The 25,459-nt window shown below is 74.5% G+C and carries 23 protein-coding genes; 12 read left to right on the top strand and 11 right to left on the bottom strand.

The genetic code is table 11. The features are described 5' to 3' along the window. Nucleotides 1-120 precede the first annotated feature (120 nt). Entirely contained in the window at nt 121-2,151 is a 2,031-nt protein-coding gene (locus OG767_RS15735; protein ID WP_405094075.1) for a glycosyl hydrolase family 28-related protein, read from the top strand. A gap of 60 nt (nt 2,152-2,211) precedes the next feature. Here the strand turns inward: OG767_RS15735 and OG767_RS15730 are convergent, their stop codons facing one another. The 4 genes from OG767_RS15730 to OG767_RS15715 form a co-directional block, all read right to left on the bottom strand. Beyond that, complete coding sequence (locus OG767_RS15730; RefSeq protein WP_107155617.1) at nt 2,212-3,021, bottom strand: SigB/SigF/SigG family RNA polymerase sigma factor; 810 nt, start codon at nt 3,019-3,021, stop codon at nt 2,212-2,214. 128 nt (nt 3,022-3,149) lie between these two features. After that, on the bottom strand, nt 3,150-3,755 hold the full coding sequence (locus OG767_RS15725) for a GerMN domain-containing protein (RefSeq protein WP_405094074.1): 606 nt from the start codon (nt 3,753-3,755) through the stop codon (nt 3,150-3,152). Then, nucleotides 3,752-5,101, bottom strand: coding sequence for an ATP-binding protein (locus tag OG767_RS15720; RefSeq protein WP_405094073.1), 1,350 nt, complete (start codon nt 5,099-5,101; stop codon nt 3,752-3,754). Before OG767_RS15720 ends, OG767_RS15725 begins: the two co-directional genes overlap by 4 nt. Continuing rightward, a complete protein-coding gene (locus OG767_RS15715) occupies nt 5,098-5,772 on the bottom strand; it encodes a response regulator transcription factor (RefSeq protein ID WP_396774536.1) in 675 nt (224 codons plus the stop codon). Before OG767_RS15715 ends, OG767_RS15720 begins: the two co-directional genes overlap by 4 nt. Before the next feature lie 177 nt (nt 5,773-5,949). On the opposite strand from OG767_RS15715, the gene OG767_RS15710 reads away from it, so the two are divergent. The 6 genes from OG767_RS15710 (at nt 5,950) to OG767_RS15685 (ending at nt 10,241) form a co-directional block, all read left to right on the top strand. Then, the gene (locus tag OG767_RS15710; RefSeq protein ID WP_405094072.1) at nt 5,950-6,264 is read left to right on the top strand and encodes a hypothetical protein; all 315 of its coding nucleotides are present in this window, start codon (nt 5,950-5,952) and stop codon (nt 6,262-6,264) included. After that, the gene (locus tag OG767_RS15705) at nt 6,261-6,797 is read left to right on the top strand and encodes an STAS domain-containing protein (RefSeq protein ID WP_405094071.1); all 537 of its coding nucleotides are present in this window, start codon (nt 6,261-6,263) and stop codon (nt 6,795-6,797) included. Before OG767_RS15710 ends, OG767_RS15705 begins: the two co-directional genes overlap by 4 nt. A 23-nt stretch (nt 6,798-6,820) precedes the next feature. Further along, nucleotides 6,821-7,111 carry a BON domain-containing protein gene (locus OG767_RS15700; protein ID WP_281942650.1) on the top strand — a complete coding sequence of 97 codons (291 nt, stop codon included), beginning with the start codon at nt 6,821-6,823 and terminating at the stop codon, nt 7,109-7,111. Between the two features lie 136 nt (nt 7,112-7,247). After that, nucleotides 7,248-8,690 carry a cellulase family glycosylhydrolase gene (locus OG767_RS15695; protein WP_405094070.1) on the top strand — a complete coding sequence of 481 codons (1,443 nt, stop codon included), beginning with the start codon at nt 7,248-7,250 and terminating at the stop codon, nt 8,688-8,690. Nucleotides 8,691-8,765: 75 nt separating this feature from the next. Next, nucleotides 8,766-9,428 (top strand): YdcF family protein, encoded by a 663-nt coding sequence (locus OG767_RS15690; protein ID WP_405094069.1) that lies wholly within the window; start codon nt 8,766-8,768, stop codon nt 9,426-9,428. Between the two features lie 60 nt (nt 9,429-9,488). After that, nucleotides 9,489-10,241: a glycosyltransferase family 2 protein gene (locus OG767_RS15685; RefSeq protein ID WP_405094068.1), complete on the top strand. Its 753-nt coding sequence runs from the start codon at nt 9,489-9,491 to the stop codon at nt 10,239-10,241. Nucleotides 10,242-10,307: 66 nt separating this feature from the next. On the opposite strand, the gene OG767_RS15680 is transcribed toward OG767_RS15685, so the two are convergent. Beyond that, nucleotides 10,308-12,884 (bottom strand): discoidin domain-containing protein, encoded by a 2,577-nt coding sequence (locus OG767_RS15680; protein ID WP_405094067.1) that lies wholly within the window; start codon nt 12,882-12,884, stop codon nt 10,308-10,310. 172 nt (nt 12,885-13,056) lie between these two features. After that, nucleotides 13,057-14,133, bottom strand: a complete 1,077-nt coding sequence (locus tag OG767_RS15675; protein ID WP_405094066.1) for a DUF4037 domain-containing protein — start codon at nt 14,131-14,133, stop codon at nt 13,057-13,059. A 99-nt stretch (nt 14,134-14,232) separates the two neighbouring features. Here OG767_RS15675 and OG767_RS15670 point away from each other — a divergent pair, with 99 nt between their 5' ends. Then, entirely contained in the window at nt 14,233-15,156 is a 924-nt protein-coding gene (locus OG767_RS15670) for a 5'-3' exonuclease H3TH domain-containing protein (protein ID WP_405094065.1), read from the top strand. 248 nt (nt 15,157-15,404) lie between these two features. Here the strand turns inward: OG767_RS15670 and OG767_RS15665 are convergent, their stop codons facing one another. Further along, nucleotides 15,405-16,358: an MHYT domain-containing protein gene (locus OG767_RS15665; RefSeq protein WP_405094064.1), complete on the bottom strand. Its 954-nt coding sequence runs from the start codon at nt 16,356-16,358 to the stop codon at nt 15,405-15,407. A 166-nt stretch (nt 16,359-16,524) separates the two neighbouring features. Then, nucleotides 16,525-19,305, bottom strand: a complete 2,781-nt coding sequence (locus OG767_RS15660; protein ID WP_405094063.1) for a DEAD/DEAH box helicase — start codon at nt 19,303-19,305, stop codon at nt 16,525-16,527. A gap of 86 nt (nt 19,306-19,391) precedes the next feature. On the opposite strand from OG767_RS15660, the gene OG767_RS15655 reads away from it, so the two are divergent. Together OG767_RS15655 and OG767_RS15650 are read left to right on the top strand one after the other, a co-directional pair. After that, on the top strand, nt 19,392-20,156 hold the full coding sequence (locus tag OG767_RS15655; RefSeq protein ID WP_405094062.1) for an HAD family hydrolase: 765 nt from the start codon (nt 19,392-19,394) through the stop codon (nt 20,154-20,156). A gap of 99 nt (nt 20,157-20,255) precedes the next feature. Beyond that, the gene (locus OG767_RS15650) at nt 20,256-21,182 is read left to right on the top strand and encodes an EamA family transporter (RefSeq protein ID WP_405094061.1); all 927 of its coding nucleotides are present in this window, start codon (nt 20,256-20,258) and stop codon (nt 21,180-21,182) included. Here the strand turns inward: OG767_RS15650 and OG767_RS15645 are convergent. Further along, nucleotides 21,145-22,071: a diacylglycerol kinase gene (locus tag OG767_RS15645; protein ID WP_405094060.1), complete on the bottom strand. Its 927-nt coding sequence runs from the start codon at nt 22,069-22,071 to the stop codon at nt 21,145-21,147. The two genes, OG767_RS15650 and OG767_RS15645, sit on opposite strands and share 38 nt — an antisense overlap. A 95-nt stretch (nt 22,072-22,166) precedes the next feature. Here OG767_RS15645 and OG767_RS15640 point away from each other — a divergent pair, with 95 nt between their 5' ends. Further along, on the top strand, nt 22,167-22,913 hold the full coding sequence (locus OG767_RS15640) for a hypothetical protein (protein ID WP_405094059.1): 747 nt from the start codon (nt 22,167-22,169) through the stop codon (nt 22,911-22,913). 58 nt (nt 22,914-22,971) lie between these two features. Here OG767_RS15640 and OG767_RS15635 read toward each other — a convergent pair whose 3' ends face one another. After that, nucleotides 22,972-23,622 (bottom strand): fasciclin domain-containing protein, encoded by a 651-nt coding sequence (locus tag OG767_RS15635; protein WP_107155602.1) that lies wholly within the window; start codon nt 23,620-23,622, stop codon nt 22,972-22,974. A gap of 103 nt (nt 23,623-23,725) precedes the next feature. Next, the gene (locus OG767_RS15630) at nt 23,726-24,424 is read right to left on the bottom strand and encodes a hypothetical protein (RefSeq protein ID WP_405094058.1); all 699 of its coding nucleotides are present in this window, start codon (nt 24,422-24,424) and stop codon (nt 23,726-23,728) included. 150 nt (nt 24,425-24,574) lie between these two features. Here OG767_RS15630 and OG767_RS15625 point away from each other — a divergent pair, with 150 nt between their 5' ends. Further along, complete coding sequence (locus OG767_RS15625; RefSeq protein WP_405094057.1) at nt 24,575-25,459, top strand: ABC transporter substrate-binding protein; 885 nt, start codon at nt 24,575-24,577, stop codon at nt 25,457-25,459.

Here is a 25,459-nt window from a genome sequence, read left to right as displayed (position 1 = left end):
ATCCGAGCATATGCATGCTTGAAACTCGACAAGTGCCAGGAATAACATGAGGCACCTTGTCGGCGGGCACCCCTCGCCTCCGCCGAGGCCCCGTCCCTCCTCGCGAAAGTGGGTGCTCCGATGCAGCGGAGCGTGGAGAGCAGGTCGGGCCGTCGCCCGTCCCTGCCGAGAGTTCTCGCGGTGGCGGTCACCGCCGCCGCCCTCGTCGTACCGCCGGGTGCTGCCACCGCCGCGACGAGGTCGCCCGGCCCGGCGCCGGTGGTGACGCGGGCCGCCCTCGACCCGGCGCTGACCGCCGGTCGCGGCGCCACCGTCGACTACGTCGAGCAGGAGGCGGAGCACGCGCGGACCACCGGCACGGTGATCGGCCCCGACCGTTCCGCCTACACGCTCGCCGGCGAGGCGTCCGGCCGCCGGGCCGTGCGCCTGCTCCCCGGCCAGCACGTCGAGTTCACGCTGCCCCGGGCCACCAACGCGCTGACCGTGCGGTACAGCATCCCGGACGCGCCGGGCGGCGGCGGCATCACCGCGCCGCTGCGGGTCGACGTCGGGCGCGCGCCCGCCCGCACGATGCGGCTCACCTCGGCGTACGCCTGGCTCTACAACCAGTACCCGTTCACCAACGACCCCGAGGCCGACCTGCTGCACCCGGACTGGTGGATCACCGAGTGCTCCTGCGTGCCGGCCGCCACCACGCCCGCCCCGGTGATCGCCAAGCCGTTCCGGCCGCACCACTTCTACGACGAGCAGCGGCTGCTGCTCGGGCGCACCCACCGCGCCGGCGAGGTGGTCCGACTGACCGCGCCGACCGGGACGGCCGCCGCCTGGACGGTGATCGACCTGCTGGACGCACACCTGATCGCCCCGCCCCGGGTGGTGCCCCGCGCGGTAGACGTGCTCGCCTTCGGCGCCGACCCGACCGGGCGGCGGGAGTCCGCCGACGCGTTCGACCGGGCCGTCGCGTACGCCCGGCGGGTGGACCGTCCGCTCTACCTGCCGCCGGGCCGGTTCCAGGTCAACCGGCACGTGATCGTCGACGACGTGACGATCGTGGGCGCCGGAAGCTGGTACACCGTCGTGACGGGACGTGAGGTCGCCCTGGACACGCCGGCGCCCGACGGCTCCCGGCACACCGGCGTCGGCTTCTACGGACGCGACGCCGCCGACGGCGGCAGCCGCGACGTCCACCTCTCCGGCTTCACCATCGAGGGCGACGTCCGCGAGCGGATCGACACCGACCAGGTCAACGCGCTCGGCGGCGCGCTCAACCACAGCACGATCGACGGCCTCTACCTGCACCACACCAAGGTGGGCATGTGGTTCGACGGGCCGATGACCGGGCTGCGGGTCACGAACACCGTCATCGCCGACCAGATCGCCGACGGCCTGAACTTCCACACCGGCGTCACGCACTCCTCGGTGACCAACTCGGTGGTCCGCAACAGCGGCGACGACGCGCTGGCCATGTGGTCGGAAGGGACCGCGAACGCGGGCAACACGTTCGCGTACAACACGGTGCAGTCCCCCGTGCTGGCCAACGGCATCGCGCTGTACGGCGGCGTCGACCTGACCGTGGCGCACAACCTGATCGCCGACCCGGTACGCGAGGGCAGCGCGATCCAGGTGGGCTCCCGGTTCGGGGCCGAGCCGTTCGCCGGCCGCATCCGGATCACCGGCAACACCACGGTCCGGGCCGGCACCTACGACCTGAACTGGAACATCGGCCTCGGCGCGATCTGGTTCTACGCGCTGGACCGCAGCATCGACGCCGACATCCAGGTGACCGGCGACGCCTACCTGGACAGCACCTACAACGCGATCATGCTGGTCAGCGACTGGCCGGTGAAGGATCAGGTCCGCATCGACGGCGTCGTGTTCCGCGACGTCCGGGTCGACGGCACCGGCACGTCGGTGGTGAGCGCCCGGACCGCCGGCGGCGCGAGCTTCGCCGGCGTGGACGCGCGCAACGTGGGCGCGGTCGGGGTGAACAACTGCGGCTCGTTCCACTTCACCCCGGCCGGGTCGGAGTTCACCGTGACCGACCTCGGCGGCAACGACGGCGGATGGCTCGCCCCGTGGCTGCTGCCCAACACCATCACCTGCGACGACCGCCCCCCGGTGGTGCCGCCGCCCCCGCCGTCGACCTGGTGATCGGCCGCTGACACGCGTGATGCCGCCACCTCGGCGAGGTGGCGGCATCAGCGCGGTGGATCAGGCCTCGGTGAGCTGGCCCCGCAGCTTGGTCAGGGCGCGGGCGAGCAGCCGCGACACGTGCATCTGGGAGACACCGACCTTGGCGGCGATCTCGCTCTGGGTCAGGTTGCCGTAGAAGCGGAGCGTGAGGATCTTCTGCTCCCGCTCGTCGAGCGTGGCCAGCGCCGGGCCGAGCGAGGCGCGCAGGTCGGCCAGCTCGTACTCGTTGTCGTCGATGCCGAGCGTGTCGCCCAGCTCGGTGGCGCTGTCGCCGTCGCCGATCGGGGTCGAGAGCGAGACCGCGTTGTAGGCGCGCGCGCCCTCCAGGCCCTCCAGGACCTCTTCCTCGGTGACGCCGAGGTGCGTGGCGATGTCGGCGACGGTCGGCGCCCGGTTGAGCGTCTGGGTCAGCGAGCTGTTCGCCTCGGAGATGCGCAGCCGCAGCTCCTGGAGGCGGCGCGGCACCCGGATGTTCCAGGTGCGGTCGCGGAAGTGCCGCTTGATCTCGCCGAGGATGGTCGGGATGGCGAAGCCGGCGAAGTCGACGCCGCGGGAGGCGTCGAACCGGTCCACCGCCTTGATCAGGCCCAGCGCGGCCGTCTGCGCGAGGTCACCGGCCGGCTCGCCGCGACCGCTGTAGCGGGCGGCCAGGTGGTTGGCCAGCGGCAGCCACGCCTCGATGACCTGGTTACGCAGGGCGGCCCGCTTCGGGTGGTCCGCCGGCAGTTCGGCGAGCGCCGCGATCAGCTCGCTGGCACGGGACTCCTCACCGGTCTGCGGCGCGCGGTGCACCTCGGTGGCGGACGGTGCCATGGTCATCGTGGTCATGCTGCCCTTCCTGTCCTCGAAGAACGGGTGGGACCCCCACACCGGTCGTGGGAGCAACACTAGACCAAAGTTCACCAGCAAATCAACCGAACGGCCGATGGATGTTTGCCGCATAAATGGACAAAAAATCAGCGTGGTAGCAGCGGACGGTAATCAGCCGCGGTCAGCGGCAGTGCCGACACGCTTCCGTCGGCGCGCGGCACCTCCAGCGGCTCGCCGTCCCTACGGAACGCGACGCTGTCCACGTCCGGTCGCTGGGTCAGGCTGCACACGATCTGCCCGAACGCGAGCACCTCGTCGTTACGGCCGGTCTCCTCGCCGGCCTGCCGCACGTCGACCGTGGCGACGGTGCCGGCCAGCGCCGCGCCGGCCACCGCCACCGTGCCCGGCAACGCGGTGGCCAGCCCTCGCCGACGCTCCGTCTGGTCCGGCCCGGCCAGCAGGTGCTGGAGGTGGGCGTCCACCCCGGGCAGGCCGTCCACCCGGCGGGTCACCACCGCCAGCCCGTCGTCGCGCACGAAGCAGAACGGCTCGTCCACCCGCCCGTCCGGGTCCGCCGTCGTGGTGCCCGCCGGCGTCGGGAACCGCCCGGGCGGCGGCTGCACCAGCCGGGGCTCGTCGTCGACCGGCACGCCGCAGCCGGCCAGCAGCACGACCGCGAGCAGCGCCGGCACCAGCCGTCGAACGGTCGGTCGCCCGCCGGCGGCGCGAACCGGAACCGCCCGCCGCGTCACCGGACCGCTCCCGGCAGCTCGACCCGGAACCGGGCGCCCCGGTTGCGGTCCAGCACGGTGGCCGTGCCGCCGTGCGCGGCGGCGTGCTGGGCCACCAGGGCCAACCCGAGGCCGGTACCGTCGGTGCCGGCCCGGGCGTGTGCGGCCCGACCGCGGACGAACCGGTCGAAGATGGCCTCCCGGTCCGCCGGCGGCACCCCCGGCCCCTCGTCGTCGACCTCCAGGACGCCCACCCCGTCCGCCGCGCCGAGGCGGACCGCGACCGGCCCGCCGCCGTACCGCTCGGCGTTCTCCAGCAGGTTCAGCAGGACCTGGGCGAACCGGCGGCGGTCGATCCACCACTGGTGCGGCACCCCGTCGGCCACCTCCACCAGGCGCTCCGGCAACGCCCGTTCCCGGCAGGCGGCCCGCGCCAGCTCGGCCACGTCGACGGTCTGCCGGTGCGCGGGCTGCTCGGTGCGGGCGAGCTGGATGAGGTCGTCGACCAGCCGCTGGAACCGGGCCACCTCGTCGGCGACCAGGCCGGCCGCGGTGGCGGTGCGCTCGTCCTGGTGCTCCTTGCGACGGTTCAGCACGCTCGCCGCCGCGGCCAGCGTCTGGAGCGGGGAACGCAGCTCGTGGCTGACGTCGGCGGCGAACCGCCGGTCCCGGTCGATCCGCTGCACCAGCTTGTCGACCATCTCGTTGAACGAGCTGGACAGGCGGGTGAGATCCGGGTCGGTGGTCGGGTCCAGTCGGGTGGCGAAGTCGCCGGCCGCGATCCGCTCGGCGGCGTCGGCGACCGCGGTGAGCGGGCGGAGGCTGCTGCGGGTGGCGTACCAGCCCAGCGCCGCGCCGGCCCCGGCGATCATGATGGCCACCGCGGTCAGCGCCAGCCCGACCACCTGGAACGTGTCCTCCACCTCACGCAGCGAGGTCAGCTCGTAGTAACCCAGCTCGCCCGGGAGCGGCACCCCGACCAGCAGCGTCGGCTGCCCGTCGAGGCGGATCCGCTGCACGGCGGGCTGCCCGTCGGCGACCACGCGTTGCAGTTCCGCCGGCACCGAGCCGGCGCCCACGTCGGCGGTGCGGGCGTACCAGCCGGTGCGCAGGTGCAGCAGCGGACGCCGCGCGCTGCCGGTGTCCAGCGAGCGCAGCACCGCCACCACGTCCGGCGCACCGGTGTCCAGCCCCGACCGGACCACCCCGGCGTCGTAGTACGCGGCCCGGACCGCGGTGCGCTCACGCTCGTCGAGCAGCGAACGACGGGTCAGGTCGTACGAGAAGAGCGCCATCAGCGCGGCCAGCAGCAGGGCGCCGACGGCGAACGCGGCGGTGACCCGGGCGCGCAGTCCGGGTCGACTCATCGTTGCAGCTTGTAGCCGAGGCCCCGGAGCGTGACCAGGTGGCGGGGGTTGGCCGGATCCGGTTCGATCTTCTGCCGCAGCCGGCCCACGTGCACGTCGACCAGCCGCTCGTCACCGGTCTCGTAGCCCCAGACGCGGCTCAGCAGCTGCTGCCGGGACAGCACCCGACCGGCGTGTTCGGCCAGCTCGCAGAGCAGCCGGAACTCGGTGCGGGTCACCGGCACCGGGTGGCCCGAGCGGCGCACCTCGCCGGCCTCCGCACTGATCTCCAGGTCGCCGAAGAACTGGGCGGGGGCGGGGCCGGCCACGGTCCGGACCCGCCGGCGCAGCGCCCGCAGCCGGGCCGACAGCTCCTTGATCGCGACCGGCTTGACCACGTAGTCGTCGGCACCGGCCTCCAGCGCGGCGACGATGTCGTGGGTGTCGTCGCGGGCGCTGATCACCACGACCGGGACGTCGTCGTCGCGGCGCAACTGGCGGATGCAGTCGAAGCCGTCGATGCCGGGCAGCATCAGGTCGACGAGCACGTAGTCGGCCGGGTTCTCCCGCTGCCGACGCAGCCCCTCCTCCGCGGTCGCCGCCCCGTCGGCCTGGTAGCCCTCCTCCTCCAGCGCGAGCTGGAGCGCGAGCCGGATACGGTCGTCGTCCTCGATCACCAGTACGGCCGTCATATGGGCATCATGACCGGCCCAGCACGGGTCGCCCAATCGCGCCGGCCGTTCGTGGCTTTTGTCATCGAACCGTCATCCAACCGTCCGGTGACCTCCACGGTCACCGCCCAGAGTGGGAGCGGCCCGGCCACGCGCGGCCGGGCCCGGGTCTCGTCCGCGCCGCGCTGAGGAGGAGTGGTGACCGTCAGCACGCTGGTCGGGGCGCTCGTCGTGGGACTCGCGGTGGGCGGGTTGGGACGGTTGGCCGTACCGGGACGAAAGGCCGTACCGGTCTGGTTGACCCTCGCGCTCGGGGTGGCCGCCGCGCTGCTCGGCGCGATCGTGACCGGGTTGGTCGACCGACGGCCGGACGGCACCGTGCTGGTGTCCCTGCTGGTGCAGTGCGGCTTCGCCGCCCTGGCCGTCATCCTGGCGGTGCTGGCCGCCGGCCGGCCCGGGGCGGAACGGCCGGCGCCGCCCGACCCGGGGGCCCGGCGGAAGGAGGAGGTGTGACGGTCGTACCGGCGGAACACCTGATGATGCTGATCTGCGACGCCTGCGGCGACAGCGTGACCGGCACGGGCGCCACGCTGCCGGACGCCGAGGTGGTGTGGACGCTGGTCTTCGAGCACGACTGGGTCGGTTCCCCGTTCGCCTCCGGACCGCACCACTGCCCCCGGTGCAGCGCCCGGGCGGTGGTCGCCGACGACGGGCTGGGCCTGGACGACCTGGAGCAGGTCGGGGGGCAACCGGCCGCGCCGGAGACGGACTCCGCCGAGGCGGTACGCCGGGCGCTGACCGACCGGCACGTCCGGGGCGAGCGGGTGCTGGTCGACCTCACCGGCCTGGAGGTGATCGACTCCGTCGGCCTCGGCCTGCTGGTCCGTGCGCACCAGGAGGCCCGGCGGGACGGCCGGCGGCTGTGCCTGGTGGCGCCGTCGCGGTTCGTGCTGACCGTGTTGCACACCATGCGGCTCGACGGCGTGTTCTCCGTCGTCGACGACCGCGTCCCGGCGTCGGGTGCCGCACCCGATCCGAGGTCATGAGCGAGCAGAAGGAGCCTCCCGCAGTGATGATGCCCTGGCCGTACCCCGATTTCCCGTTCGCCGGCGACGGGCCGGAGCCCGACGGCGCGGACGTGCGGCTGGCCTCCCTGGTCGCCCAGCGGCTCAGTGCCGACTGGACCACCCGGCGGCAGCAGATCACGGTCACCGTGCAGAACCGGGTGGTCATCCTCGCCGGCCTGGTCGCCGATCCGGAGACCCGCCGGGTCGCCGCCGAGCTGGCCTGGGACGTGCCCGGCGTGTTCGACGTCTGCAACGCGCTTCGGCTCTACGGCGGGCGACGCTCCCGGCGCTGATCCGCCGGTTGCACGTATCGGCGTACGCCTCTACCCTCTGGCGTGGGAGCGCTCCCCAGGCCGCCACGTCGGGCTTTCCGGGCAGGTTGACGACGGGCACCGTCCGATCACCACCCACCAGATGGGACCTTCCCGCATGTTCTCGACTTCCCGCCCGTCCCGGCGGCATCTGCTCGTCGGCGGCGCGGTCGGCGCGCTCGCCCTGGCGGCGACCGCCGTCCTGCCGACGACGGACGCGATGGCGGCGACCGGCTGCGCCGTCACCTACACCACCAACTCCTGGCAGGGCGGCTTCACCGCCAACGTGACAGTGAAGAACCTGGGCGACCCGGTGAGCAACTGGACGCTGGGCTTCAGCTTCCCCGACGGCGGCCAGCGGTTGGTGCAGGGCTGGTCGGCCACCTGGCAGCAGAGCGGCGCCGCGGTGACCGCGCGCAGCCTGGACTACAACGGCGCGCTCGGCACCGGCGCCAGCACCACCGTCGGCTTCAACGGCTCCTGGACCGGGTCGAACCCGAACCCGACCGCGTTCACGCTCAACGGCACGGTCTGCACCGGCGGCACCAGCACGCCGCCCCCCACCGTCACGCCGCCGCCGCCCCCGACCACTCCCCCGCCGACCACCCCGCCGCCCACCGGCACCACACCGGTCGCGATCAACGGGCAGCTCCGGGTCTGCGGGGTCAACCTCTGCAACCAGTACGGCCGCCCGATCCAACTGCGCGGCATGAGCACGCACGGGTTGCAGTGGTTCGCCAACTGCTACACCGACACCTCGCTCAACGCGCTCGCCGACGACTGGCAGGCCGACCTGCTGCGCATCGCGATGTACGTGCAGGAGCAGGGCTACGAGACGAACCCGGCCGCCTTCACCAACCAGGTGAACACGCTCGTCGACAAGGCCGAGGCCCGGGGCATGTACGCGCTCATCGACTTCCACACGCTGACCCCCGGCGACCCGACCTACAACCTGGACCGGGCCAAGACGTTCTTCGCCACCGTGTCGGCGCGCAACGCGGCCAAGAAGAACGTCATCTACGAGATCACCAACGAGCCCAACGGGGTGAGCTGGTCGACCATCCGCAACTACGCCGAGCAGGTCATCCCGGTGATCCGGGCGAACGACCCGGACGCCGTGATCATCGTCGGCACCCGGGGCTGGTCCTCGCTGGGCGTGTCCGACGGCGGCAACTCCGACGAGATCGTCAACAACCCGGTCCGGGCGGAGAACATCATGTACACGTTCCACTTCTACGCCGCGTCGCACAAGGACAACTACCGCAACGAGGTGCAGCGGGCCGCCGCCCGGCTGCCGCTGTTCGTCACCGAGTTCGGCACGGTGACCTACACCGGCGACGGCGCGGTGGACACGGCCAGCAGCAACGCCTGGCTCGACCTGCTCGACCGGCTGAAGATCAGCTACGCCAACTGGACGTTCTCGGACGCGCCCGAGGGCAGCGCGGCGCTGCGGCCGGGCACCTGCGCGGCGGGGAACTTCACCGGCACCTCCGTGCTGACCGAGTCCGGCGCGTACCTGCGCAACCGGATCCGTACCCCGGACAACTTCCCCACCTCCTGACCGGGCGGCCGGCGGCGGCCCTCCCCCCTTCGGGCCGCCGCCGGCCCGCCCCCGCCCGGGCCGTAGCGTGAGCACATGACGCCGACCGCGACCGTGCTGCTGGTCTTCGGCCGGGGAGTGGTGGCCGACGACCACGGTTACCGGCTCACCGCCGAGGGTGTCGCCCGCACCCGGGCCGCCGCCGCGTACGTCCGTGCCCACGCGGCCGAGTTCCGGGCCGCGCCCGACGCCCGGGTGGTGTTCACCGGTGGCTGGCCGCACGGGCCGGCCGGGGCGCCGGACCCGCCGGCGGACTGCCGCGAGGGTGAGCTGATGCGGGCGCTCGCCCGCGACGCCGGCCTCGACGCGTACGCCCGGCTGGACGCCGAGACGCGCTCCCGCACCACGTTGCAGAACCTCGCGCTCACCGTCCAGGACGGACTGCTCGGCGCGGCCGGGTTCACCCCCGCCCACCCGCTCGGGCTGGTCTCCCACCCGTGGCACCTGCCCCGCATCCGGCTACTCGCCGCGCGGGCGCTCCGGCTGCGCGGCGCGCAGTTGCTGGACGTGCCGGTGACCGGCCCGGACGCGGTGCCCGCCGGACGCGAACGGGCGGCCCGGGTGGCCTGCCGGATCGGCTATCTGGGCCTGCGTACCCCGGAGGCGCTGTTGCGCCGCGAACGTGGGCTGACCCGCGCCGCCCACCGCGTGGAACGGCTGCTCGGCACACGGGGATTCGCGGCCCGACGCGCGGGGTAGAACGCTCCTCGATCCACCCGGCGGGCCGCGCCGGCGGACGACGCCACCCCGGGAGGTTCCGTGATCGTGCTGGTGCCGGTGTACCGGCCGGGTGACCGGCTGCCGCCGCTCGTCACCGACCTGATCGCCGCGTTGCCCGGGGCGTCCGTGCTGGTCGTCGACGACGGCAGCGGCCCGGACGCCGCCGCGGTGCTCGCCGACGCCCGCGCCCGGGGCGCGACCGTGCTGCACCGCCGGGTCAACCGGGGCAAGGGCGTGGTGCTGCGCACCGGTTTCCGGTACGCCCTGACGCACCGCCCGGACGAGGACGTGGTCTGTGTGGACGCCGACGGTCAGCACCAGGTCTCCGATGTGGTCCGGGTGGTCGACCGGATGCGCGACACCGGCGCCCAGACGCTGGGGGTGCGCCGGTTCGACGGCGAGGTCCCGGCCCGCAGCCGGTTCGGCAACGCCGCGACCCGGGCCGTGTTCCGGCTGGCCACCGGCCGGGACGTGCGGGACACCCAGACCGGGCTGCGGGCCTACCCGGCCGGGCTGCTGCACCGGCTCACCACGGTCCCCGGCGACCGCTTCGAGTACGAGATGAACGTGCTGCTGGACGCCGTCCGGGCCGGGTTGCCGATCGAACAGGTCGACATCGCCACCCGCTACCACGCCGGCAACTCGGGATCGCACTTCTCGGCGCTCGCCGACTCGGTCCGGATCTACCGCCCGCTGGTCGGCTTCGCCGCCGCGCGGGCGCTCTCGCTCGCCCCGGTCGCGCCCGGCGGGCACGCCGCGACGCCCGATCCGGCCCCCGCCCGGAGCTCCTGAGCCGGCGGCGGCCGGGGATCCCGAGCCGGCGGGGCGGCCGGCGCGTGCCGGCCGCCCCGGGCCCGGTCAGGGGTAGCTGACCACGTTGACCGGCACGGTGTTCGTGCCCTGTGCCGGGCCACCGGTGTCGTTGATGACGTGGGTGATCGACCCGTTGCCGCCCAGCGAGACGGTGAGCAGGTCGTGGAACCGCACGCCGGCCCGGGTCGGGGCCTCGAAGGCGTGGTAGGCCGCGATGGTCGGGTCCACGTTGAAGTAGCAGTAGCTGCCCATCCCCCAGCCCTCGAACGAGGTGACCGCGTCGGCGACCTTGAACGCCGCGTACCCGACCCGGGAACCGTTCGTCCAGGCGGCGGCGTTCGGCGGGTCGTAGGGCAGCTCGTTCTGGAAGAAGATGGTGCGCCCGTTCTCGCCGTTCCAGATCACCTCGTGCTTCTGGTAGTGCTCGACGAAGAGCCCGAGCGCGGTGACGTTGTCGCCGTTGACGATCAGGCCGGTGTCGGCGGTGTTCACGGTCCAGCCGATGCCGGTGCCGTGGTCGCCCCGCCAGGCCCAGATGTGGTCGATCAGCGCGTCGTCCTGGTTGACCACCAGGCTGGTGGTCGCCTTTCCGGCGTGCGCGCCGCCGATGCGGAAGAACACGTCCTGCACGGAGGTGGGGTCGGCGGCGTGCCGGGCCGCCGAGCCGGCGGGACCGACCTGCAACAGCACCGGCGAGTTCACCGCGCCGGCGTCGAACAGCAGCCCGGCGAGCCGGACCCCGTCGACGTCGGCGACCGTCATCGGCACCACGCCGTTCTGCGGCACCAGCGTCGGGTAGCCGATGCCGAGCACGACCGTGCCGGGCCGGTTGACCGCGATGGTCCGGTCGACGGCGTAGACGCCGGGCGTGAACAGCAGGTTCAGCCCCTGGGCCAGCGCGGTGTTGATGGTGGCCGCCGAGTCACCGGGCTTCGCCACGTAGAACTGGCTCAGCGGGATCGACGTGCCGGGGGTGGCGCCGCCCAGCCAGGACGCGCCGACCGCGTTGGTCCGGGTGGACGGCACGAACACCTGGTAGGCGCCGCCGCTGTCGAGGTAGAGGTAGGGCACGTCGCGGCTGACCGGGGTCTGCGCCAGCGTGGTGTACGGCGGGTTCGGGAAGCTGGTCGCGGGCGCGCCGACCACGCCGGAGTTGGTCACGTTCCAGACCGCGTTGAGGTACCCGCCCACGTTGCTGTCCCGGGTGTACCACTGCTGCTGGGAGTACGGCTGGACCACGCCGGTCACCCGGCTGTCCGCGATGTAGCCGCCGCTGGCCCAGCCGTAGCCGTTCGGGGCCAGGTTCAGGTCACCCTGGATGTCCATCCGGCGGAACGGCGCGGCCTGCGACACCGCCCAGCGGGTGAAGCCGGCGGACGGGAAGACCTGCATGTTCGACGCCGAGCGCCAGAAGTTCTGAGTGGCGTTGCCGCCGAACCAGCCGGCGTCCACCGTGACGTCGCCGTGGATGCGCACGTCCCCGGGGTTCCGGCCGAGCCCCATGATCGAGGTGTAGAAGCCGATCTGCGCGTTGATGCCGGAGTAGTCGCCCGGCTTGAACAGCAGCGCGTACCGCTCGGTGCCGAACTGGTTCGACTCCTGGGTGCGGAAGACGGCGTCGAGCTGGGTCTGGATGGTGGTGGCCGACATCGACGGGTCGAACGTGAGCACGTTGGGCCCGAGTGGTCCGCCGCCGGGCACGGTGCCGCCGCCGGTGGTGTTGACGACGAGTTCCCAGAGCGAGTAGCCGTAGCCGGTGGCCCGCGCCGTGCCGTACACCCGCAGGTAGCGGCCGGAACCGCTGACGGTCACCGCGTCGGTGCCGCCGTCGCCGCTGGTGGTGCTGTAGACCGAGGTCCAGGTGGTGCCGTCGGTCGAGGTCTGGATCTGGTACGCCCGCGCGTACGCGGCTTCCCAGGTGAGCACCACCCGGCAGACGGTGCGCACGCTGCCCAGGTCGACGCGGAGCCACTGCGGGTCGGCGGCGGCGCTGGCCCAGCGGGTGCCCGGGTCGCCGTCGACCGCCGCCGAGGCGGGGGTGCCGGCGTTCTCGGTCGACGAGGCGGTGGCCGGCCGGCCCTGGGCTGCGTTCGTCGCGGTGTCGCAGCCGCTGCCGCCGCCGGTGGTGCCGTAGACCTGGAACTCCCAGAGCGAGTAGCCGTAGGCGGTGGCCCGCGCGGTGCCGTACACCCGCACGTAGCGGCCGGTGCCGTTGACGGTCAGGTCGTCGGTGCCGCCGTCCCCGTTCGTGGTGCTGAACACGGTGGTCCAGGTGGCGCCGTCGGTGGAGGTCTGCACCTGGTAGGCCCGCGCGTACGCCCCCTCCCAGGCCAGGCTGACCCGGGAGACGGTGGCGGTCGCGCCGAGGTCGACCTGGATCCACTGGGGATCGGCGAACGCGCTGGACCAGCGGGTGCCGGTGTTGCCGTCGGTGGCGTTGGACGCCGGGGTGCCGGCGTTCTCGGTCGAGGAGGCGGTGGTGGGCCGGCCCTGGGACAGCAGCGGGTCGGCGGCGCGGGCCGGCCCCGCCGGAGCGGTAAGCGCTCCGGCGGCGAGCAGCGCGGCCAGCGCGGCGAGCAGCCGGCGGACCGGCCGGCGGCGGACGGGCGGAAGGGGTGACATGGGCAGCTCCGGGACGGATGGAGTGCGGGGAACGGGCACGGGCGTGCCGGGGTGGCCGCCCGTGCGGTGGACCATCCCCGCACGCAGTGGCGCATGTCAATTCCCCGCAGCGGCTTCCGCTGCTTTTTTCGCACCTTGTGAAAAGTCCGGAACAAAGCAGACTGGTCGCGCCTCACCCGGTCGCGGTCACCGCCGCCGCGACCCGCCGGACCCGGTCCGGGTGGGTGAGCACGTCGACGTTGTCGACGTACTGGTCCACCGCGCCGACCGGTGGCCGGTCGCGCAGGTCCGGGTCGTCGATCGCCGCGCGCAACGCCTCGACGAACCGACCCGCGTGCAGCACCAGGAACGGTCGGTCGTGGAACGGACGGGCGGTCGGGTCCACGGGCGCGGCCAGCCCGGCGTCGTTGGTCCAGGCCGCCACCGTCTCCAGGGCCCGCACCAGACCGGCCTGCCGGACCGGCCAGTCGCCGGGCCCGAGCGCGACCGCCAGCGCGTCCCGGACCGGCGCCGCCGCCGGCAGGCCGGCGAAGACCGTGCCGAGCCACTTCGGGTACGGCGGCCAGCGGCGGTGCAGCACCAGGCCGAGGCGCATCAGGTCACGGGCCAGCCCGGCGACGACGATCCGGCTGCCCAGGTCGTCGCCGACCTCGGCGCACCGGCCGGCCAGGTGCTCAGCCTGCGCCACCCGCTGCCAGCCGGCCAGCAGCACGTGCCGCCACACGTCCTCCGGGTACCACGCCAACCGCGCGCGGACGGCGGTGAGCGCCCCGTCCAGCCCGTCGTGGAACACCGCGCCCCCGGTCAGCTCGGCGAGCCGCTGCGTCGGCGTGGCCAGCCAGTCCGCCGCCGTCAGGCCGGCCCGCGGATCGACGCCCAGCCGGTCCCGCAGCCACGCCCCGAGCTCGTCGACGCTCACCCCGTGCCGGTCACCGTCCGCCCGGACCACCCCGAGCCGGACCGTCGGGCCACCGGCGAACCGGGCCGGCCAGCCGAGGAACTCCCCCGGCAGCTCCGCGTCGAGCACCGCCCGCACCTCGGGCAGCCGCGCCGCGTCCGCCACGAACACCTGGGTACGCGGCCCCCAGTCGTGGTCGGTGGAGCGGGGCGTGTCGAGGCCGAACAGCTCGGAGCCGCCGTCGAGCAGGCCGGCGGCGTACCGCAGGCCGGGCAGCCGGCGGGCCAGCAGCGGGGCCACCACCTCGTCGTGGAACCGGCGGGCCAGGATCAGACCGGGTACGAAGCTCACCGGGCCAGTCTGCGCGCACCGGCGCTCGCCGGGCCGCCCGTTTCCAGCCGCACGGGTGCGTCCCCCACCTCGTCGGTGGGCTGTGCCACCCTGGTCGGCGTGGCACACCGACCCCCGATCCTGCTGATCGACTCCCCCAGCCTCTACTTCCGCGCCTACTTCGGCATTCCCGAGTCGGCCGCGAAGACGGGCGACGGCCAGCCGGTCAACGCCGTGCGCGGCTTCCTCGACATGCTCGCCCAACTGGTGCGCACCCGCCGGCCGGACCGGATGATCTGCACGCTGGACCACGACTGGCGGCCGGCCTGGCGGGTGGAGCTGCTGCCGTCGTACAAGGCGCACCGGGTCGCGCCGCAGGGCGGCGAGGTCGTACCGGACACGCTCTCCCCGCAGGTGCCGATGATCCTCGAGGTGCTCGACGCGCTCGGCGTCCCGGCGGTCGGCGCGACCGGCTACGAGGCCGACGACGTGCTGGGCACGCTCTCGGTGACCCAGCCGGGGCCGGTCGAGGTGGTCTCCGGCGACCGCGACCTGTTCCAGCTCGTCGACGACGAGCACCCGACGCGCCTGCTCTACGTCGGGAGGGGCGTGGCCAAGCTCGACGACTGCGACGACGCCGCGGTGCGGGCCCGCTACGGCGTGCCCGCCGACCGGTACGCCGACTTCGCCGCGCTGCGCGGCGACCCGAGCGACGGCCTGCCGGGTGTTCCCGGGGTGGGCGAGAAGACCGCCGCCCGGTTGATCGAGCGCTACGGCGGCCTCGACGGCATCCTGGCCGCGCTCGACGATCCCGGCTCCGGCTTCGCGCCGGGCCTGCGCGGCAAGCTCGACGCCGCCCGCGACTACCTGGCCGTGGCGCCCAAGGTGGTCCGCGTCGCCACCGACGTGCCGCTGCCCGAGCTGGACCCGACGCTGCCGACGTCCCCGGCCGACCCGGACCGGCTGCTCGACCTGGCGCAGCGCTGGAACCTGGCCGGCTCCTGCCGACGCCTGGTCGACGCGCTCGCCACCCCCCGCCCCTGACCCACCCCTCCCGCCCTCGCCCCCGCACCCCGTCACCCCGGCGCGCCGCACCCCGGCGCGCCGCTCCGCGCCGCACCCGCCGCGCCGCCCCCGCCGCGCCTCGCCCCCGCCCCGCTCCGCGCTGTTTCACGGAAAGAGTGGCCATTCCGAGCGGGATGGCCACTCTTTCCGTGAATTAGTGCTCTGGGCCGTGGGCCCTGGGGGGCGCGGGGGGACGAGGGGGGAGGGCGGGGGAGGGCGGGAGCGGGTTAGGGGCGTCGGTCGGTGTTCCGGCGGGAGGGGAACTGCGCACCCGGCTGCGCCAGCGTCGACCGGGCCCGCAGGCCGACCGGGTCCGGTGTCGCGGGGGGCGGTGTCGAGGAGCCCGGTGCCGACCGGGCGCGCAGGCCCACCGGGTCCGGCGCCGGTTCGGCCTCGGCCACCGGCGACGCGCCGTCCAGCCGGGCCGCCACGTACGCGGCGCCGGCCCGGTCGTCGTCGGACGGCGCGGCGAGCAACGCGTAGACCAGCCCGACCACGCCGAAGACCACCGCCAGCACGATCGGCACCAGCAGACCGCTGACCTCGGTGCCACCGGAGGTCGCGCCCCGGCCCTCGTGCAGGTGCACCGACAGCGCGCTCATGCCGGTGAAGTGCATGCCGTTCACGGCGATGCCCATGACCAGCGCGGAGGCGATGATGGCGACGCCGCGCCGGACGGTCATCGCCAGCCAGAGCGCCACCGTGGCGGCCACCAGCGCGATCACCACGGAGAGCGTCACCCGCAACGGGTCATAGCCGAGCGTGCCGTCCAGCCGCATCGCCGCCATGCCGGTGTAGTGCATGGCGGCCACCCCGGCGCCGGTGAAGAAGCCGCCGGCGAGCAGCCGGGTCGCGGTGAGCCGACCGGTGCCCACGATGGCCAGGCCGATGCCGACCGCACCCATCGCGATCACCGTGCTGGCGGCGGTCAGCGGCACGTCGTACCGGATCCGGGTGCCGGCGACGGCGAAGCCGAGCATGGCCATGAAGTGCATCGCCCAGATGGCGGTGCCGCCCAGCGCCCAGGCCGCGAGCAGACCCCACCAGGCCCGCTGGCCGGCGCCGGTGGCGGTCCGGATCCGCCCCGCGCAGACCAGGCCGAGCGCCGAGCCGAGCACGGACAGCGCGTAGCTGAGCGCGGGTGTGATCCACCCGTACTCGAAGTGATTGATCTCGCCCACGGTGACCTTCCCCCGATCTGCTACCGACGCGTGACCCGACGCGCCACGGCAATGATCCGGCAGCGTCTGACCAGGCATGACGGCGGCCCCCCGGATGTTCGGGGGGTGCCGTCGCGATGACGGAGCGATGCGTCGATTTACCGCTGGCAGTGACCGAAAGTGATCGTCAGGCGGAGGCGTGGTAGGCCAGGACGCCCCGGTTCACGGCCGAGATCGCCTGCCGCGCGGTGGAACGCAGCTCGGTCGACGCGCCGCCCGAGTCGGCGAGCTGGCCGAGCAGGTCGACCACCTGCCGGGCCCACCGGACGAAGTCGCCGGCCGGCATCTCGCCGTCGATCTGGTGCCCGCTGGCGAGCACCTTGGCCAACGCCTCCCCACGCGCCCACCGGTAGATCGGCCAGGCGAAGCCGAGATCCGGCTCGCGGGTGACGGCCAGGCCGCGGGCCGCCTCGTCCGCCTCGATGTCGCCCCACAGCTTCAGCGTCTCGTCGACCGCGTCGCCGACCGCGCCGCGCGGCAGCGACGCCCGCTCGTCGACGTCCCGCCGGGCCTCGAAGACCACCACCGACACGGCGGCGGCCAGCTCGGCCGGGGACAGCCCGTCCCACACCCGGCGGCGCAGGCACTCGGCGACCAGCAGGTCGGCCTCGGTCCAGATCCGGGCCAGCGTCCGGCCGGCGTCGGTGACCTCACCGTCGGGGGCCAGGTAGCCGCGCGCGGTCAGCAGCGCCACGATCCGGTCGAACGTACGGGCCAGGGAGCCCGTCCGCCCGCTGACCCGCTCCCGCAGCTCCTCGGTGTCGCGCTCCAACCGGCGGCGGCGCTCCGCCCAGCGGGCGTGCTCCTCGCGGTCGGGGCAGGCGTGGCAGGGATGCCCGCGCAGCTCGACGCGGAGCTGGCTGAGCCGGTGGTCCTCCCCCACCGCCTGGCGGGACCGGCCGCCGCGCCGGCCGCCGTGCCGGTCCAGCCCGGTGCCGCTGACCGCGGCGGCCAGGTCGCGCCGGGCCGCCGGGGACCGGTGGTTGAAGTGCTTCGGGACCCGGATCCGGGTGAGCACCTCGGCCGGGGTGGTGAAGTCGCCGGGGCTGACCCGGCCGGCCCAGCGGTCCTGGGTGAGCACCAGCGGGCGCGGCTCCCCGAACCCACCGGTCGCCGGGTCGAGGACCACGGCCAGGCCGGCCCGCCGCCCGGACGGCACCCGGATCACGTCACCGACCCGCAGCCGCTCCAGCGACGCGACGGCCGCCGCCTTGCGCTGGGTCTGCCCCTGCCGGGCGATGGCCCGCTCCCGGTCGGCGATCGCCACCCGCAGCGCGAAGTACGCGTCGAAGTCGCCCTGGTGGCAGGTGGCCTCCGCGCCGTACGCCTCGATCGTCTCGGTGTTGCGCTGCACCTGCCGGGCCAGGCCGACCACCGAACGGTCCGCCTGGAACTGCGCGAACGAGGACTCCAGCAGCTCCCGGGCCGGCGCCGCGCCGACGCTGCCGACCAGGTTGACGGCCATGTTGTACGACGGCCGGAAGCTGGACCGCAGCGGGTAGGTGCGGGTGGAGGCGAGGCCGGCCACGTGCCGGGGGTCGGTCTCCGGCGACCAGACCACCACCGCGTGCCCCTCCACGTCGATGCCCCGCCGGCCGGCCCGGCCGGTGAGCTGGGTGTACTCCCCCGGGGTGAGGTCGACGTGGGCCTCGCCGTTGAACTTGACCAGGCGCTCCAGCACCACGCAGCGGGCCGGCATGTTGATGCCCAGCGCGAGCGTCTCGGTGGCGAAGACGGCCTTGACCAGGCCGCGGACGAACAGCTCCTCGACGACCTCCTTGAACGCGGGCAGCATGCCGGCGTGGTGGGCGGCGAGCCCGCGCTCCAGCCCGTCGAGCCACTCCCAGTAGCCCAGCACGGACAGGTCCTCACCCGGGATCGCGGTGACCTTGGACTCGACCACGCGGCGGATCTCGGCGCGCTCGTCGGGCGAGGTCAGCCGCAGCCCGGCGGCGAGGCACTGCTGCACGGCGGCGTCGCAGCCGGCCCGGCTGAAGATGAACAGGATCGCCGGGAGCAGCCCCTCCCGGTCGAGCCGGTCGACGATGTCCGGGCGCATCGGGCCCCGCCAGCGCGGGCCCCGCCGCCCGCCGCCGGGGCCGGCGCTGCGCCCCTCGCCCAGCTCCAGCCGGCGCACCGTGTCCCGGGTGTGGCGCAGCAGCTCGGGGTGGACGTCGTGCTTGCGGGCCGCGTCGGCGTCGTGGAACAGGTCGAACATGCGCTTGCCGACCAGCATGTGCTGCCAGAGCGGCACCGGCCGGTGCTCGGAGACCACCACCGCGGTCTCGCCGCGCACGGTGACCAGCCAGTCGGCGAACTCCTCGGCGTTGGAGACGGTGGCCGACAGCGAGACCAGGGTCACCGACTCCGGCAGGTGGATGATCACCTCTTCCCACACACCGCCCCGGAACCGGTCGGCCAGGTAGTGGACCTCGTCCATCACCACGTAGGCCAGGCCCTCGAGCGTGGCCGAGCCGGCGTAGAGCATGTTGCGCAGCACCTCGGTGGTCATCACCACCACGGGCGCGTCCCCGTTGATCGCGTTGTCGCCGGTGAGCAGGCCGACCTGCGCGACGCCGTAGCGGTCGACCAGGTCGTGGTACTTCTGGTTGGACAGCGCCTTGATCGGCGTGGTGTAGAAGCACTTGCGCCGCACGGCCGGCCCGTCGCCACCAGGCGTGCCGCGCAGCGCCAGGTGCACGGCGAACTCACCCACCACCGTCTTGCCGGCGCCGGTGGGCGCGCAGACCAGCACGCCGCTGCCCCGCTCCAGGGCCTCGCACGCCTCCCGCTGGAAGTCGTCGAGGTCGAACCCGAGATCGCGGGAGAATTCGTCCAGGGCCGGGAAGGCGGAGGCCTGCGCGGCCCGGCGGCGCGCCGCGGCGTACCGCTCGGCGGGGCTCGACATGCATCCAAGATTAATCGGTACCGCCGACGACCACCGGTCAAGGCCGTCCGGCAGGGCCGTCGGAGCGGGTCGGTAGGGTGCACGACGTGCCGGACCGTACCGAACTGCCCCACGCCTCGCGCGGCGCCGACGACGCCGTCCGCCCGAGCCCGTCCCGCCGGCCCGTGGAGGCGGTGCTCTTCGACTTCCACGGCACCCTCGCCCAGGTCGAGGAGCCGCTGGCCTGGGTGCGCGCCGCCGCGGCCGCCTGCGGGGTCGAACTGGACCGGATCAAGGCCACCTCGCTCGCCGACCGGCTGCTCACCGCCGGCCGGGCCGGCGGCCCGCTGCCCGCCCGGGTGCCGCCCCGGCTGGCCGAGCTGTGGGCCGACCGCGACCTCTACCCGCACGCCCACCGGGGGGCCTACACCGGGCTGGCCGAGACCGTCGATGCCGGCATCGACGGGCTCGCCGACGCGCTCTACGAGCGGGTGCTGGTGCCCGAGGGCTGGTTGCCGTACCCGGACACCGCGCCGGTGCTCGGCGCACTGCGGGCCGCCGGCGTGAAGGTGGCGGTGGTCAGCAACATCGGCTTCGACCTGCGACCACTCTTCACCGCCTGGGACCTGGACGCGCTTGTCGACGCGTACGCGCTGTCGTACGAGGTGGGGCGCTGCAAGCCGGACCCGGGCATCTTCCTGCGGGCCTGCGGGCTGCTCGGCGTCGACCCGGAGCACACGCTGATGGTGGGCGACACCCCGGCCGACGCCGGCGCGGTGGCGGCCGGCTGCGGCGTGCTGGTGCTGCCGTGCGCCGAACCCGGCCGGCCGAACGGGCTGGGCGCCGTGCTCGACCTGGCCGGCATCCGGTGACCGGCCACGCGTCGGGTCGTCAAGCTGGCCGCGCGGCGGAGCGTCGGGCCGGCCGCGCGGCGGAGCCCCGGGGCCGACGTGCCCGGCCCGATGTCCGGCATGCCGGCTGAGGTCAGCGGCGGCACCGCCCGGCACCCCCTACCGCCGGGCCGGCTCGGTGGGGTGGCGCTGGTGCTCGGTGGGGCGTTGTCCGTGCAGTTCGGCTCCGCGCTGGCCGCGTCGTTGTTCCCGCGGACCGGGGTGGCCGGGGCGGTCACGCTGCGGCTCACTCTCGGCGCGCTGCTGATGCTCGTCGTGTGCCGGCCCCGGCTGCGCGGGCACCGGCGCGGCGACTGGGCCGCCGTGGTCGCGTTCGGGCTGGCCCTGGCCGGCATGAACTCGATCTTCTACCAGGCGATCGAACGGATCCCGCTCGGGCCGGCCGTGACGCTGGAGGTGCTCGGCCCGTTGGCGCTCTCCGTGGTCGGGGCACGCCGGGTCGCCGCGTGGTGCTGGGCCGGGCTGGCGCTGGCCGGCGTCGCCCTGCTCGGGCAGGGCGGCTTCGACCGGCTGGACCCCGTCGGCGCGGCGCTGGCGCTGGCGGCGGGCACGATGTGGGCGGCGTACATCGTCTGCTCGGCCCGGGTCGGCGCGCGGTTCCCCCGGGCCGACGGGCTGGCCCTGGCCCTCACCGTGGCGGCGCTTGTCACCCTGCCGATCGGGCTGGTCGACGCGGGCGGTCGGCTGGTCCACCCGGCGGTGCTGGGGCTCGGCGCCGGGCTGGCGCTGCTCGCCTCGGTGCTGCCCTACAGCCTGGAGCTGGCGGCGCTGCGACGGCTGCCCACCGCCACGTTCGCGGTGCTGATGAGCCTCGGACCGGCGATCGCCGCGCTGGCCGGCTGGCTGGTGCTCGGTCAGGCGCTGCACCCGGTCGAGGTGCTCGCCATCGCGCTGGTGGTGGCCGCGAGCGCGGGCGCGGTCCGCGCCGCCGCCCCACCACCGGCCGTGGTCAGCGCAGCAGCCGCAGCGCCGCCGGCACGGCGGTGACGGTCACCGGCAACGGGAACGCCCGCTCGCCGTCCACGTACGTGGTGATGCCGTCGGCGACCAGCTCCACCGTCCGCGCCCGGTAGGTCCGCACCAGCGGGTGCGTGACGTGGGTGCCCCGGTAGATGCGAGGCTTGACCCGCATCAGCGTGCGCCTGTCGAAGCGACCGCCCACCACCACGTCCAGCAGCCCGTCGGTCGGGTCGGCGTCCGGGCAGATCCGCATGCCGCCGCCGTAGCTGGCCGCGTTGCCGACCGCGACCAGCACCGCGTCCACCTCGTGCGGCTCGCCGTCGAGGGTGAGCCGGTAGCGGCGGGGGCGCAGCCGGGCCAGCTCGACCAGGATCGCCAGGTCGTAGCGGCGCCGACCGCGCGGCCAGCGCATCCGGTTGGCCCGCTCGTTGACGATCGCGTCGAAGCCGGCCGCGAGCACCGCGCCGAACCAGCGGTCGTCGTCGCCGGGCCGGGACAGCCGGGCCAGGTCCACCGGGCGGGTCCGGCCGGCGGCCAGCGCGGCGGCGATCACGTCGACGGCGGCGAGCGGGTCGGCCGGGTAGCCGGTGTCCACCGCGAAGTCGTTGCCGGTGCCGGCCGGGACCGGCCCGAACGGCACCGCCGTGCCGGCGACCGCCTGCACCGCACGGTGCACGGTGCCGTCGCCGCCGACCGAGACCAGCGCCCCGGCGCCGCCGGCCACCGCGGCGTGGCACGCCGCCTCCGCCTCCCCGGCGGTACGCGCGCGCAGCAGCTCCACCGGGCGGCCGGCGACGCCGAGGCGCGCCAGGACCTCCGGCAGCAGGCCCCGGTGCCGGCCCCGGGCGGCGGTCGGGTTGGCGAGCACGGCCACCGGGCCGGGCGGAACATGATCGGGCGCGGTCACGGCGAGCACGGTACGACACGGGGCGCACCGCCCACCAGGGGAGACACCGACGTCGGTGATCGACGGGGCCACGGCGCGGACGACCGTACGGCATACTCCGCGCCATGCGTTCCCGCACGCTGATCGCCGTCCTCGCCCCGTTCGCGCTCGCCCCGTTCGCGCTGGCCGCCGGGCTGTGGTGGGCGCACCGGCCGGGCGAGACGCCCTGGCACGACAGCGCGGTCGCCGACGCGACCGGGACGGTCGACCGGCTGGAGAGCCGGTTCGACGTCGACCACCTCTACCAGGCCGACGAGTTCGTGCACGCCGCCGGGCAGGAGCAGGCGGTGGAGGTGCTCCAGGTGCGCGGCGAGACGCACTGGCAGACCGGGGTGACGTTGGTGCTGCGGGTGACCGGGCACGGGGTCGGCGTCAACGACTGGGGCGAACGGGTCGAGGGCACCGAACCCGTCTGCTTCCGGCTGAACCTCGGCCCCGAACGGGACGACCGCGACGACGACATCGACTGCCCCACCGGCGACCCGCTTCCGGTCCCCCGGGACCCGTCCCTCACCGGCGTCGACGCTCGGCTCCGGGCGGCGCTCACCCGGTCCGGCCCCGACGAGGCGGCGGTCCGTGCCGCCGTGGCCGGCCTGGAACTCGACCCGGCCGTGCGGCAGGAGATCGCCGTGCGGGGCGGCACGGTCGGCGTGGCGCTGCGGGCCAGCCAGTACGACTGCCTGCTCGCCCGCGTCGGCCCGACGGGCGCCGCCGAGACGTGGCGGCCCTCCCACGTCCAGCTCGCCCCCGGTGAGCTGAGCTGTACCGCCGGGCTGGCGTTGAGCAGCCAGTTCGGCCACTCCGTCCGCTGACCGGCGACACGACGACGGCGCCCGGCACGGAGCCGGACGCCGTCGGACGGTACGTGGGTCAGGGCAGGTCGACCGGGCGCAGCACCCGGTCCACCGCGTGGGCGATCTGCTTGTTGCCCTTGTTGATGTCGTAGCGGACCACCCGCGCGTCACGGTCGTTGGTGTCCGCGTCGACCAGGCGCACCTGCTTGCCGTACCAGCAGTGCCGCACGTCGACCTCGACGGAGGCGCCGAGTGCGGTCGACAGCTCCGCGCCGTCGGCCTTCAGCGCCGCCTTCCGGTCGATCGTGGCGCCCGGCACCACGTGGTAGAGCAGCACGTTCTCCACGGTGTCCACACCCAGGCCGGCGACCCCGTCGAACGCGGCCTTCTCGCTCGGCAGCGTCCGCGCGTGGGTGATGTCGCGGACCAGCTCGCGGAACGCGTAGTCGTTCGGCACGAACGCGGTCAGCGCGACCGTGCCGTCGGTGAGCACCTTCACCGGCGAGTTCGGCTTCGCCTCCAACACGGTCAGGACCGCCTTGGTGAGCACGTCGAAGTCCCGCGCGTTGCGGTCGAAGCCGCTCTTGTCGGCGGTGAGCACCGCGGCCAGCGAACGCGTGCCGGGCTGCTTCGCGCCGGCCTGGGCGGGCGCGGCGGCGACGGCGGTGGCCACCGCCGCGGCCGTGGCGCCCACGGCCAGCCGGGCGGCGAGACGAGCGATGTTCATCGGGGAGCCTTTCGTCGAGGCGACCAGGTCCGTGACTGTCGTCACGACCCTTGCTTCGCCCGCACCGTCCCCGATGGATGCACCCGCGTCGTAACTCTTCCGGTCAGCGCACCACCAGCCGCTTGCTCACCGACGGCACCCCGTCGCCCTTGACCTTGAGCGTCCAGTTCCCGGCCGCGCCCAGGGCCACCACCGTCTCGGCGGTGCCGTTCGGCTCCGCCTTCAGCTCGGCGATCCGCTTGCCGTCCGGATTGAGCACGTACAGCGTCCGGGCGCCGGCGGTCTTGTTGGTCACCTTCAGCGAGAGCTTCTCGCCGGGCTCGGCGATCAGCCCGTCCGCGCCGGTGAGCGTGTCACCGGTCAGCTCGACGGCGACCGCCCGGTCGTACGCGGTCTCGGCCGCGGCACTGGCCACGTTGCCGTCGTCGGAGACGGTGATCCGGGTGCGCACCCCGTCGCCCTGCCGGCCGGGCTTGCAGGCCACCTCGTAGGAGCCGGTGGCGAGCGTGGCGCGCAGGTCACCGGTGCGGCCCGCCGGCACGTCGGCCACCTCGGCGATCACCTTGGTGAAGCCGTCGCCCTCCCGGCCGTAGACGTAGACGCCGGTGGCCTGCTGCCCCCGGTTGGTCACGGTGAAGGTCACCGTGCCGGGGGTGAACAGCGTGGTGGTGACCTCGCAGCTGGTGTCGGTGGCGGTCACCGGGACCTGCTCGCCCTTCGGCGCGGGCTCGTCGTCGCCGCAGGCGGTGAGCGCGGTGACGGCACAGAGGACGGTCAGGACGGCGGCGGTACGGCTTTTCATCGGGGCTCTCCGGAGCGGAGGTCAGCGCGCTGACCGGGACGGGCGTGGGACTCGGCGGAGTCAGCAGAGTCTAAGCGGGCCGGCGGTGGCGGCAAGGCCCGAGGGCGACTCGAATGTGCAGCCGCGCGCCGGCCCGGCATGATGGGCGGCATGCGTCTGGTTTCCCTGCTCCCGTCCGCCACCGAGATCGTCTACGCGCTGGGCCTCGGCGACGACCTGGTCGGGGTGACGTTCGAGTGCGAGGTGCCGCCGTCGTACCGGGCCGGCGTCACGGTGGTGGTGGGTGGACGGGACACCCGCGGCATGAGCCCCGGCGAGATCGACGCGTACGTGCGGGAGCGGGTCGCCGCCGGCGACGACCTGTACACGTTGCACGCCGGCGCGCTGGCCGGATTGGACCCGGACCTGATCCTCACCCAGGACCTGTGCCGGGTCTGCGCGCTGCCGTCCGGCCGGGTGGCCGACGCGGTCGAGCATCTCGGCGCGCGGGCGGAGGTGCTGTCGCTCGACCCGTACACGCTCGACGACGTGCTGGGCACGATCCGCGCGGTGGGCGCGGCGGCCCGGGTGCCGGACCGCGCCGAGGCCCTGGTGGACGGCCTGCGCGCCCGGCTGGCGGCGATCCGGTCGGCGGTGGCCGGCCGGCCCCGGCGGCGGGTCGCCGTGGTCGAGTGGGTGGACCCGCCGTTCGGCGCCGGGCACTGGATCCCGGACCTGGTGGACGTCGCCGGCGGCGAGCCGGTGGCCACCAGTGCGGGGGCCCGGTCCACGCCGACGACCTGGGCGGAGCTGCGGGCCGCCGACCCGGAGGTGGTGCTGGTCGCGCCGTGCGGCTTCCGGCTGGACGGGGCCGCCGACCAGGCCGGCGCGGTGGCCGGGCACTTCCCCGGCGCGGAGGTCTGGGCGGTGGACGCGGACGCGCTCATCGTGCGGGCCGGTCCCCGCCTGGTCGACGGCGCCGAGGCGATCGCCGCGATCCTGCACCCCGACGCCGTTCCGGCGCTGTCCCCCACCGCCGCCCGCCGGGTGGCCTGA

This window comes from Micromonospora sp. NBC_01392, from assembly GCF_045040125.1.
In the GTDB taxonomy this organism is placed as follows: domain Bacteria; phylum Actinomycetota; class Actinomycetes; order Mycobacteriales; family Micromonosporaceae; genus Micromonospora.
This window is presented reverse-complemented; position numbering and strand designations above follow the sequence as displayed.

Coding starts and splice junctions, on each gene's coding strand:
- OG767_RS15735 (WP_405094075.1), top strand. CDS start 121: ATGCAGCGGAGCGTGGAGAGCAGGTCGGGCCGTCGCCCGTCCCTGCCG.
- OG767_RS15690 (WP_405094069.1), top strand. CDS start 8,766: ATGACGCCGACCGCGACCGTGCTGCTGGTCTTCGGCCGGGGAGTGGTG.
- OG767_RS15695 (WP_405094070.1), top strand. CDS start 7,248: ATGTTCTCGACTTCCCGCCCGTCCCGGCGGCATCTGCTCGTCGGCGGC.
- OG767_RS15625 (WP_405094057.1), top strand. CDS start 24,575: ATGCGTCTGGTTTCCCTGCTCCCGTCCGCCACCGAGATCGTCTACGCG.
- OG767_RS15660 (WP_405094063.1), bottom strand. CDS start 19,305: ATGTCGAGCCCCGCCGAGCGGTACGCCGCGGCGCGCCGCCGGGCCGCG.
- OG767_RS15630 (WP_405094058.1), bottom strand. CDS start 24,424: ATGAAAAGCCGTACCGCCGCCGTCCTGACCGTCCTCTGTGCCGTCACC.
- OG767_RS15720 (WP_405094073.1), bottom strand. CDS start 5,101: ATGAGTCGACCCGGACTGCGCGCCCGGGTCACCGCCGCGTTCGCCGTC.
- OG767_RS15730 (WP_107155617.1), bottom strand. CDS start 3,021: ATGACCACGATGACCATGGCACCGTCCGCCACCGAGGTGCACCGCGCG.
- OG767_RS15640 (WP_405094059.1), top strand. CDS start 22,167: ATGCGTTCCCGCACGCTGATCGCCGTCCTCGCCCCGTTCGCGCTCGCC.
- OG767_RS15715 (WP_396774536.1), bottom strand. CDS start 5,772: ATGACGGCCGTACTGGTGATCGAGGACGACGACCGTATCCGGCTCGCG.
- OG767_RS15680 (WP_405094067.1), bottom strand. CDS start 12,884: ATGTCACCCCTTCCGCCCGTCCGCCGCCGGCCGGTCCGCCGGCTGCTC.
- OG767_RS15650 (WP_405094061.1), top strand. CDS start 20,256: ATGCCGGCTGAGGTCAGCGGCGGCACCGCCCGGCACCCCCTACCGCCG.
- OG767_RS15635 (WP_107155602.1), bottom strand. CDS start 23,622: ATGAACATCGCTCGTCTCGCCGCCCGGCTGGCCGTGGGCGCCACGGCC.